The 10,877-nt window shown below is 31.9% G+C and carries 11 protein-coding genes; 4 read left to right on the top strand and 7 right to left on the bottom strand.

What is annotated here, in order from left to right; translation table 11 throughout:
* From RMO53_RS13640 to tyrS, 4 genes are all read right to left on the bottom strand, one after another.
* Nucleotides 1-2,590: two-component regulator propeller domain-containing protein (locus tag RMO53_RS13640; RefSeq protein WP_310381763.1), on the bottom strand; the 2,590-nt coding region annotated here is incomplete at its 3' end.
* 396 nt (nt 2,591-2,986) lie between these two features.
* Entirely contained in the window at nt 2,987-3,238 is a 252-nt protein-coding gene (locus tag RMO53_RS13645) for a type II toxin-antitoxin system RelE/ParE family toxin (RefSeq protein WP_310381765.1), read from the bottom strand.
* Nucleotides 3,231-3,434 carry a hypothetical protein gene (locus tag RMO53_RS13650; RefSeq protein WP_310381767.1) on the bottom strand — a complete coding sequence of 68 codons (204 nt, stop codon included), beginning with the start codon at nt 3,432-3,434 and terminating at the stop codon, nt 3,231-3,233. The genes RMO53_RS13645 and RMO53_RS13650 overlap by 8 nt, the downstream gene beginning before the upstream one ends.
* A 31-nt stretch (nt 3,435-3,465) precedes the next feature.
* Complete coding sequence (tyrS, locus tag RMO53_RS13655; RefSeq protein ID WP_310381769.1) at nt 3,466-4,761, bottom strand: tyrosine--tRNA ligase; 1,296 nt, start codon at nt 4,759-4,761, stop codon at nt 3,466-3,468.
* Between the two features lie 207 nt (nt 4,762-4,968).
* On the opposite strand from tyrS, the gene RMO53_RS13660 reads away from it, so the two are divergent.
* Nucleotides 4,969-5,964 carry an NAD-dependent epimerase/dehydratase family protein gene (locus RMO53_RS13660; RefSeq protein ID WP_310381771.1) on the top strand — a complete coding sequence of 332 codons (996 nt, stop codon included), beginning with the start codon at nt 4,969-4,971 and terminating at the stop codon, nt 5,962-5,964.
* A 59-nt stretch (nt 5,965-6,023) separates the two neighbouring features.
* On the opposite strand, the gene RMO53_RS13665 is transcribed toward RMO53_RS13660, so the two are convergent.
* The 3 genes from RMO53_RS13665 to RMO53_RS13675 are packed head-to-tail and all read right to left on the bottom strand — an operon-like array spanning nt 6,024 to nt 8,515.
* Entirely contained in the window at nt 6,024-6,428 is a 405-nt protein-coding gene (locus RMO53_RS13665; protein WP_310381773.1) for a DUF4296 domain-containing protein, read from the bottom strand.
* 10 nt (nt 6,429-6,438) lie between these two features.
* The gene (locus RMO53_RS13670; protein ID WP_310381780.1) at nt 6,439-7,779 is read right to left on the bottom strand and encodes a dihydroorotase; all 1,341 of its coding nucleotides are present in this window, start codon (nt 7,777-7,779) and stop codon (nt 6,439-6,441) included.
* Nucleotides 7,780-7,789: 10 nt separating this feature from the next.
* Entirely contained in the window at nt 7,790-8,515 is a 726-nt protein-coding gene (locus RMO53_RS13675; RefSeq protein ID WP_310381782.1) for a polyprenol monophosphomannose synthase, read from the bottom strand.
* A 104-nt stretch (nt 8,516-8,619) separates the two neighbouring features.
* Between RMO53_RS13675 and RMO53_RS13680 the strand changes: the two genes are divergently transcribed.
* The 3 genes from RMO53_RS13680 to RMO53_RS13690 all read left to right on the top strand — a co-directional run bounded on the left by RMO53_RS13680 (nt 8,620) and on the right by RMO53_RS13690 (nt 10,706).
* Nucleotides 8,620-9,291 carry a DUF4271 domain-containing protein gene (locus tag RMO53_RS13680; protein WP_310381774.1) on the top strand — a complete coding sequence of 224 codons (672 nt, stop codon included), beginning with the start codon at nt 8,620-8,622 and terminating at the stop codon, nt 9,289-9,291.
* A 13-nt stretch (nt 9,292-9,304) separates the two neighbouring features.
* Nucleotides 9,305-10,054, top strand: a complete 750-nt coding sequence (locus RMO53_RS13685; RefSeq protein ID WP_310381776.1) for a uroporphyrinogen-III synthase — start codon at nt 9,305-9,307, stop codon at nt 10,052-10,054.
* A gap of 181 nt (nt 10,055-10,235) precedes the next feature.
* Complete coding sequence (locus RMO53_RS13690) at nt 10,236-10,706, top strand: Lrp/AsnC ligand binding domain-containing protein (protein WP_310381778.1); 471 nt, start codon at nt 10,236-10,238, stop codon at nt 10,704-10,706.
* Nucleotides 10,707-10,877 lie beyond the last annotated feature (171 nt).

The following is a 10,877-nucleotide window of genomic DNA, read 5'->3' on the forward strand; positions in this document are numbered from 1 at the left end:
CAAAAGGATTTAGCTGCTGACTTTCAGAAAGTTCGTTGTTTTTCACTACTTTATTTATGGAACTCAAAATGAGGGTAACGGGTGTTCTTATTTCGTGAGAAATATTGGTAAAAAAATCTTGTTTCAAATTATAAAGTTCCACATCTTTTTCGTGAGAAAATTTCTCGAATCGTAAATCCGCTTTCATATTTTCCCACGAAATGATGTATTTCATAAAAACATAGAAAAGCAATATTCCTAAAAGCGCATACATCAAAAAAGCCCACCATTCGAACCAAAAAGGTTTTAATATCTCAATATTTAACGAACTGTATTGATTTGCCCACTCACTTCCCAATTCTCTGCTCCTGACTTTAAAAACATAGTCGCCGGAAGAAAGATTGGTGTAGGTTGCTGACCCTTCTTTTCCTATTGATCGCCAATTTTTATCAAAATTTTCCATTTTTATTTGGTACTCGCAACTGGCAGAAGAGGGAAAAAGCATTGCGGCAAATTCAAAAGTAATTACGTCTTGATCGTGTTTTAAGGTAATATTTTCAGAAAGAGAAATGTCTTTTTTTAATATCTCGTCTTCGCCAATAGGAACTTCATTGTTGAAAAGTTTAAAGCTGGTAAATTTTACTTTTGGATTGACATTATTGACCTCGATGGTTTCGGGATTAAATTTGACAACTCCTTTGGAACAGCCAAAATAAAGCATTCCTTTTTCGTCCTTAAAACCAGAATTTATATGATAATCTTCATTAAGATTGGAAAAATTTTTAAACGTTTTTGTGGCATAATTATAATTAAAAATGCCTTGCTTGGTACTAAACCAGATCAGTCCATTATTGTCTTCAACAATTGCCATCACGGTTTGATAACGAACATTCTTGAAAGCATCAAAACGATTGATTTTTTGCGTTTTGGTATCCAATAAGTTGATTCCTTCGCCAGCAGTTCCCATCCAAATATTTCCTTTGGAGTCTTTTAAAATACTATAAAGATAATCGCTACTAATAGAGTTTGTATTTCCTTCGATACTTTTAAACACTTTAAATCGATTGGTTTTGGTATCCAAAAGATTCACTCCACCGCCAAAAGTCGCCACCCAAATAAAATGCTTGTCTTTTTGTAGCGATAGTACATTGTTGCTGCTTATTGCGTTTTCAGCTCCTTTTTTTTCCTTGAAACTTTTAAATTCTTTTGTTTTTACATCTAAATAATTCAGTCCTCCACCCCAAGTTGCTATCCAAAAATTGTTTTTCTCATCTTCGACAATGTAACGAACATCATTAAAACTCAAAGATTTTGAATCTCCTAAATTCTGTTTAAATTGGGTAAAACTACCTGTTTTGTAATTGAAATTAACCAATCCATTGACAAAAGTTCCTATCCAAAGCGTTCCATTCTGAGCTTCATATATGTATTGAATGTAATCATCACCAATTGAATTTTTATTTGTGCTATTATACCGTTTTGTAGTATTGTAATTTTTCGAAAAAACACTCAATCCTTTTCCATCTAATCCCATAAAATAAGCATTCTTGTTTTTATAGACCGACAATACCGAAACGGGAGATTCCCTTTTACTAGTACTTGGTATAAAAGTATAATCTTCATTAAGACCCAACACGTCAACCCCATTCCAAGCCGTTCCCGACCAAATATTTGAATTCTCATCTTCCATCAGCGCATAAATGGCATTGCTGGAAATAGATAAATCCGTTTGGGAATCATTAGTGTAATTAGTGACCGATGGACGAATACTATTTATGTTTTTCACTTTAAAAAGCCCTACACCATCAGTCCCAATCCATATCACGCCTTTTCGATCTCTTTTAAGGCAACGCACAATATTAATAGCTTTATCTATTCCATATAACTTTTTTTGAAAACTCAAACTATTCAAATCAAATGTCAGCAATCCTTTTCCACTGGTTCCTATTAAGATTTCGTTTTTGTTGATTCCGCATAAAGAGTGAATGTAGTCGGGTGAAATAGCATTAGACGTCTTGATTTGGTTGAACTTTCCAGTAGTTGTATTGAATTTATTTAGTCCTCCACCAAAAGTACCAATCCACAGATTTTTGTCTGTATCTTCAAAAATACTCCTAACATCATTGTGACTAATGGAATGAATATTTTTATTATCGAACTGATAGGTTTTAAAAGTTTGATCTTTTTCATTTAAATAAGAAAGTCCATTTTTTGTACCCAGCCAAATAATACCTTTTGAATCCTCAAAAATAGTATTCAATTCATTGGAAGGAATTGAAGTATTATTATTTAAAATATTTTTGTAAACTACAAATTTATCGTTCGAGAGAATGTATAAGTTCAAACCTCCGCCAAATGTGGCTATCCAAATTCTCCCTTTATGGTCAATTAACAAATCAGATATATCATTTGAACTTAAGCCACTATTTTGTTTATTGTATATTTTTATTTTGTTGCCATCAAAACGATTTAATCCGTTCTCGGTTCCAATCCAAACAAAACCATTTTTCTCCTTAACAATACTGCTTACTCTGTCATTAGACAAGCCCTTAGTTTGGTTTATTTTATTAAATAAAACCTGAGACTGTCCAAAACATGGAGTGTACACCATGTTGAGTAAAAATAAAATAAAAAAAGTGTGTATAAGTCTTGTTTTCAATGCAAAATTCAAGTTTAGGAGTTTTCGAAAATAAAGTATTGAATTATTTTTAGGTATAAATAAATCGTTTGAAAATTCTGGTTACAAGAACAAATGTAATTAATTAACCCTAATTTTTTTTTTAATCGTGAATTCTTAAAACAAATAGCAGTGTTAATATTCAAAAAAAAACTCTCAAAATGACAAAATAACAATAGTTACTTTCAAAAAAAAATCCCAATAATTCCTTCGAAGTATTGGGACGTTTTGATAACAGCGACATTCGAGGATGCAATTTGATGGTTATTTAACCACAAAGACACTAGGAATGCGCAAAGTTCACTAAGAAAAATTCTAAGAATTGTATTGTTAATCGTAAATTTCTTTTCTATGCCCTAAGTCAATAACATCAATTAGAAGGATGTCGTCAAAAATCTCATAAATTACTCTATAATCTCCCACACGAATCCTGTATCCTTTTCTGTCTTTCAACTTTCTATAGCCTTGCGGTCGAGGATTATCAGAAAGACTTCCAATTGCTGATAAAATTGGATTTGCAATGTCATCGGATAATCTATCGAGTTTCTTTTGTGCTTTTTTGGAAAAATCAATACTATACATTTGACTTTTTACTTTCTCTGGTTTTCATATAATCTTCAAATGATATTCGATAACCATCATCCTCTCTTTTAGCTTCATCATAAAGACGAACATCTTCTAGATCTTCCAAATTTTCGATCAATTTATTGTATTTTTTTATGGGCAACAAAACCGCTGTTCTATTTCCTTTTTCGTCAGTCAAAAATTGAGTTTCCATAGCTTTTGTTATTTTAAGTAAAGTTATAAATTTATTTAACCCGAATCACAAAATAATTTTTCTTCCCGCTTTGCAACAATACAAACTGGTTGTTGATTAAATCTTTGGTCGAAAGCACAAAATCTTCGGGTATTTTTTCCTTATTTACCGAAATAGAATTGGCTGTCAATGCTCGTCTTGCCTCGCCATTCGATTTTAGAAATCCTGTTTTTTCATTTAGAACGTCCACAATATTGATGCCAACTTCAATTTCAGTTCTAGCTATTTCGGCTTGCGGAACGCCTTCGAAAACTTCTTGAAAAGTTGCTTCGTCTAGTTGTTTCAAATCATCGGCAGTTGCATTTCCAAAAAGGATATTCGATGCTTTTATTGCCTTATCCAAATCTTCTTTTGTATGTACAAAAACAGTTAATTCTTCGGCTAGTTTTCTTTGTAAAACTCTCAGATGTGGTGCAACTTTGTGTTCTTCGATTAAATTTTCGATTGCGTCTTTTTCGAGAAAAGTAAAAATCTTGATGTATTTTTCAGCATCAACATCGGTGGTGTTTAACCAAAATTGATAGAATTTATATACCGAAGTTTTATCGGCAGTAAGCCAAACATTTCCGCCTTCGGATTTTCCAAATTTAGATCCATCGGCTTTTGTAATCAATGGGCATGTCATAGCAAATGCTTTGGCTCCATCGTGATTCATTCGTCGCACTAATTCGGTTCCTGTTGTGATATTTCCCCATTGATCTGAACCGCCCATTTGTAACAAACAATTGAATTCTTTATGCAAATGATAAAAATCGTACCCTTGAATTAACTGGTAGGTGAACTCCGTAAAGGACATTCCTTCGCCATCGCCAGTTAACCGTTTTTTAACAGAATCTTTGGCCATCATATAATTTACAGTAATGCGTTTACCTACATCACGAGCAAAATTAATGAAGGACAAATCCTTCATCCAATCGTAGTTGTTTACTAAAATAGGTGCGTTGTTTTCATTGGAACTAAAATCCAAAAAACGAGACAATACTTGCTTTATTCCAGCCACATTATGATTTAAAGTAGCTTCGTCTAAAAGATTTCTTTCGTCTGATTTTCCTGATGGATCACCTATCATTCCGGTTGCTCCGCCAACAAGTGCAATGGGTTTATGTCCAAAGTTACCTAAATGAACCAGAAGAATTATGGGCACTAAACTCCCAATATGTAAGGAATCTGAAGTAGGATCAAAACCAATATAAGTAGTGGTCATTTCCTTCAATAACTGTTCTTCGGTTCCGGGCATGATGTCGTGAACCAATCCGCGCCATTGTAATTCGGCAATAATATTTTTCATTTAAATAATCAATTTGGGCAAAGATAAGAATTTCAATGGCAATGGCAATTTCAAAATTTCAATAGCAATTTCAAAATTCAATTTCAAAAAATCAAAATCTATTCAAAATTGACAAGAGTTTTCAAAGCATTTTAGGATATTGTTAGTGCATTTTATTCCAATTGAAATTGCCATTGCCATTGCTGTTGATTTTATTACATTTACGATATGGTTTTAGTCACAGGAGGAACGGGATTAGTGGGTGCACATTTACTTCTTCATTTAGTTGATAATGGAGTCTCGGTTCGCGCTATTTATCGAAATGAAAAAACTATACAAAGAACAAAAACGCTTTTTTCTCTTTATAAAAAAGAATTACTTTTTGAAAAAATAGACTGGATTATTGCTGATATATTAGATGTACCAACTTTGGAAATTGCTTTCGAAAACGTGGAATATGTTTATCATTGTGCCGCAATAATATCATTTGACCCAAAGGACGAAGGCTTACTTCGCAAAACTAATATTGAAGGAACTGCGAATATTGTCAATTTTTGCATCTCTAATAGTGTAAAAAAATTATGCTTTATAAGTTCAATTTCTGCGCTGGGCGATTTAAAAAACAATGAAAAAACCATAACCGAAGAAACCGAATGGAATCCCGAAAAACCGCATTCTGATTATGCTATTTCTAAATATGGCGCTGAAATGGAAGTTTGGCGAGGACATCAGGAAGGACTAAATGTCATTATTGTAAACCCAGGAGTAATTCTTGGTCCAACCATCTGGCAAGAAGGAAGCGGAAAAATTTTTACTCAAATCCAACAGGGCTTATCGTTCTACACCAAAGGAATAACTGGGTTTGTTGCCGTAAATGATGTAGTCAAAATTTTGATTCAACTCATGAATAGTAACATCAACAACGAAAGATTTACGCTAGTTGCAGAAAACATTGTGTATCGTGATCTGTTAAATTCAATTGCAAATGCCTTGAAAATGAAAAGACCTACAATTTATGCCAGTCCAATTTTGATGGGTTTTTTGTGGAAAATAGATTGGTTTGTATCCACTTTTTTTAGACAAAAAAGAAAACTTTCTAGAGCTGCTGCTAAAGCTTCTTATTCTAAAAATTTATACTCAAATGCTAAAATAAGTAACGCATTGGGAATAACTTTTTTGGATATCAATCAGAACATAAAAGAAATAGCAAAATTTGTAAGCTGATTTTATGATCTGGAAAAACAGCTTTTTATTGTTGTTTTTCAAAATTAATATCGAGTCTCTTACTTTTTTAGATTCGTTTTTTCTTTACTTTTTTTAAGGGCTTTTTGTTTTTTATTTTCAGCAGCAATTAAGGTATCAAGTGCTAATTTATTTTTCTCCAGTCGATCATTAACTGTTTTATACATTTTTTTATACTCCTTATAATTCGTTGCATAATAACTATTACTTTTCGCAAATTGTAAGCTATCCACTTTATATTTTTTTAAAATAAACGCTGTTGGGTTTGTATTGTAATCTTCGGCAGAAGTAAGATGTTGGTATTTTATTGCTTCTAGAATAGATAAATCATAGATAATGTCTATCATTATATCTTTCTCGATAAGTTTTTTTGGTTTCTTTATTATTTCTTCTTTACAAGAAACTAATACTGATAGCAAAGCTAAAAAAAATAGTACTTTTTTCATCTTAAAATGTTTATCTGTCAAATAGTAATCGTTTTCCAGCTCGGATATTTTTTACTTTAAACGCGTTGTATACTAACTGACCGTTTACAAACGTATGCGTAATTCTGGATTTAAAAGTATATCCTTCAAATGGAGACCAACCACATTTCGCAAGAATATTATCTTTGTTTACACTCCATGGCAAACCTGGATTTACAATTACTAAATCGGCATAATATCCCACTTTTATAAATCCACGCTTTTCTATTTTAAAAATTTTCGCAGGATTATGGCACATTTTTTCGACTATTTTTTCAATACTTATTTTGCCTTGATGGAACGCTTCAAACAGAGCTACAACAGCGTGTTGCACTAATGGTCCGCCAGAAGGTGCTTTTAAGTAGGATTGTTTTTTTTCCTCTAAAGTATGTGGTGCGTGATCTGTTGCAATTACATCAATCCTGTCGTCTAATAAAGCTTCCCATAAAACTTTTCGATCGTTGGCTGTTTTAACTGCAGGATTCCACTTTATCAAATTGCCTTTGGTAGCATAATCATCATTGGTAAACCACAAATGATGAATACAAACTTCGGCGGTAATTTTCTTTTCCTCTAATGGAATTTTATTGGTAAATAAATCCATTTCTTTAGCCGTAGAAAGATGAAAAACATGCAGTCTAGCTCCTGTTTTTTTGGCTAGAGCAATTGCTTTTGATGACGAAATATAACACGCTTCTTCGCTGCGAATTAAGTGATGCGCTGTTACTGGAATGTCGTCGCCGTATTGAGTTTTGTATTTTTCTAAATTGTTTTTTATAGTAGTTTCATCTTCACAATGCACTGCAATTAACAACGGTGTACTCGAAAATATTTTTTCTAAAGTAACATCGTTATCCACTAACATATTTCCGGTTGATGAGCCTAAAAATATTTTAATTCCGGCAACATTCTTGGGATTTGTTTTTAGAACTTCGGATAAGTTATCGTTAGTTGCTCCCATCATAAAGGAATAATTTGCATAGGAATTCTGGGATGCTATTTGGTATTTTTGTTCTAATATTTCTTGAGTAACCGCATTTGGAACCGTATTGGGTTGTTCTATAAACGAGGTGATACCACCAGCTACAGCTGCTTTAGACTCCGATTCTATATCGCCTTTGTTCGTGAGTCCAGGTTCTCTAAAATGTACTTGATCATCAATTGCGCCTGGAATTAGATAATTTCCTTCGGCGTCGATAATGGTGTATTGTGCTGATTTCGCACTAATACTTTCTGAAATTTCAACAATTAAGTCATTTTCGATGAGTACATCTCCTTCAAAGATTATTCCTTCGTTTACTATCTTGGCATTCTTTATTAAAACCCTATTTATCATTTTCATATTATATCGAGTTGACTAACCGTTTTAATCGAAGTGCAATAACTCCAAAAACTGCTTCGATTATGATTGAATTACTCATTTTAGATTGTCCTTTTGTTCTATCTGTAAAAATAATTGGGACTTCGACAATTTCAAATTTTTTGCAGAAGGTTCTGTATTTCATTTCAATTTGAAAAGCATAGCCCACAAATTTTATTTTATCAATGTTTATTTTTTCCAATACTTCTCTTTTGTAACAAATAAATCCAGCTGTGGCATCATGAATTTTCATTCCGGTAATGAATTTTACATAAACCGAGGCAAAATAAGACATAAGCACCCGACTTAAAGGCCAGTTTACAACATTTACTCCTGTTACATATCGTGATCCAATGGCTAAATCAGCGCCGCCAAAATGACAAGCATCGTACAATTTTTCTAAATCGTTTGGGTTATGAGAAAAATCGGCATCCATTTCAAAAACATATTCATATTTATGATCTAATGCCCATTTAAAACCGTGTACATAAGCAGTTCCTAGTCCTAATTTACCTGTTCTTTTTTCTAGAAATAATCTATCTTTATATTCCGTTTGTAGTAAAACTACTTTATCGGCTGTAGCATCAGGAGAATTATCATCAACAACAAGAATATGAAAAGGTTTGTGTTGTGATAACACCGCTCTTATAATACTTTCGATATTTTCAATTTCGTTATAGGTTGGAATTATAACAATACAGTCGTTCATATTTTGATTAATTTCCATGCAAAAATAATCTTTTTATGCCATTTGAATGATATTAAATTTATAATAAAAAGAATGAAATAAAAAAGTAGTAATTTTGTATCAATATGATTGAAAATGTACTCCATCCTAGAATATTAGAAAATAAAGATTGGGCGACTTTCTTGTTTGTACTTTCTTTTTCTATAATTGCTATTACCAAATCAGTCTTTGAAACTCGATTTGCCGATTTTTCAAAATTAATTTATTCCGATAAATACATCAATATTTACAAAGACAGCAGTCACCTTAAAAGCGGTTTTACCATTTCATTGTTTTTTGTTCAGGTTATTTCGTTAGCTTTCTTGATTCAGCTTTTATTGAGCCATTTTGGTTATGCTTCAAAAACAGATTGGATTTTGTACATTCAAATAATTACTTTCTTGATTTTCTTTATTTTATCAAAATATTTAATCGAGAAAATAATTGCAACTTCATTCGATATTGAGGAATTTATCGAACAATTTAATCTACAAAAAGTAATATACAGAACTTATATTGGTTTATTTCTACTCCCAATCAATGTAATATTATTTTATTATGACTCAATTTCAAGAAATATTTTAGTATGCATTGTTGCTATTGTGCTCATAATAAATATATTAACTTATTTGATTTCAATTAAAAATTATCAAACACTAATATTTGGTAAGATATTTTATTTTATTTTATATCTTTGCGCCTTTGAAATAGCACCTTACTATTTTATGTATTATTGGTTTACAAAAGGGATTGCTTAGAAAACGATTAACTATGAAAGTGAAAACAATTTTGGTGTCACAGCCCGAACCTAAAGTAGAGAATTCACCTTACTTTGAGCTTCAACAAAAGCATAAATTAAAAATTGATTTCAGACCTTTTATTCACGTAGAAGGAGTTAATGCAAAAGAGATTCGACTTCAAAAAATTGATCTCAATCATTACACCGCAATTATTTTAACGAGTAGAAACGCTGTAGATCATTTTTTCAGAGTAGCTGATGAAATGCGTTATAAAGTTCCCGAAGGATTAAAATACTTTTGTCAGTCTGAAGCAGTAGCCTTTTATTTGCAAAAATATGTAGTCTACCGAAAACGTAAAATTTATGTTGGTCCAAAAGATTTTGCCGATTTGTCTCCTTTAATTAAGAAATATAAAGACGAAAAATTCTTATTGCCCGCATCAGATCAATTGAATGCAGATGCGCCAATAACTCTTAACAACTTAAAAGTAGATTGGACTCAAGCTATTTTTTATAAAACGGTCATGAGTGATTTGTCAGATCTAGCCGATGTTTATTATGATGTGCTTGCGTTTTTTAGTCCAACAGGGATCAAATCATTATTTATGAATTTCCCAGATTTCGAACAAAACAATACAAGAATTGCAGTTTTTGGAAGCACAACACAAAAAGAAGCTTTAGAAAATGGTTTAAGAATTGATATTCTTGCGCCAACTCCCGAAACACCATCGATGACAATGGCTTTAGAAAAATACATCGCCGAAGCCAACAAAGGAAAATAGACTTCTATGAAATGGCACTCTTAATTGCAATTTCAATACCAATAAAAAATCCAAATTCTAATTGTCACCTCAATTGGGATTTGGATTTTTTTATTTAAAATTCATCTTTTTTTAATTCATTTTGATTACTTTTGATTTCAAATTATAACTAAAAACAGCATTTTAGTTTAAAAATATAATTATGAAAATCAATTCTCTAATTGTAGAAATAGACGGAATCGATAAAGAAATTTTGCGCGACTTGATGGACGACGCTCGAAAACCAATTCTCCAAATCGCGAACAAAATTGGAATTTCGGGTGCAGCAATTCACCAGCGACTTCGAAAACTAGAACAATCTGGAGTTATTTCGGGTTCGAAATTTACCGTGAACAATAAAATTTTGGGTTATAATACCATGGCTTTTGTGGGTATTTATCTGGACAAAGCGGCAAGAAATCCTGAAGCTGTCAAAGATTTAAAAAAAATACCCGAAGTGCTGGAATGTCATTATACAACAGGTAATTGGTCGATATTAATTAAAATTATTTGTCGCGATAACGAACATTTAATGCAATTACTCAACACAAAAATCCAAGCCATCGAAGGCGTTTCTAGAACGGAAACTTTTATTTCGTTAGACCAACAAATCGATAGGCAAATTCTATTGTAAATTTTTTTCAATAACAATTTCAATAACAATTAAGTAAAAGTCAAAATTTAATGTCTCATTTAGTGAAGCACTAAATTAATTTGCCACAGATTTCAAAGATTAACACAGATTGATTCGTTACACAGCTTAAAAATCTTTTTAATCTTTGAAATCTGTGGCAAAAACTTTTTT

This window comes from Flavobacterium sp. (assembly GCF_031409475.1).
In the GTDB taxonomy this organism is placed as follows: domain Bacteria; phylum Bacteroidota; class Bacteroidia; order Flavobacteriales; family Flavobacteriaceae; genus Flavobacterium.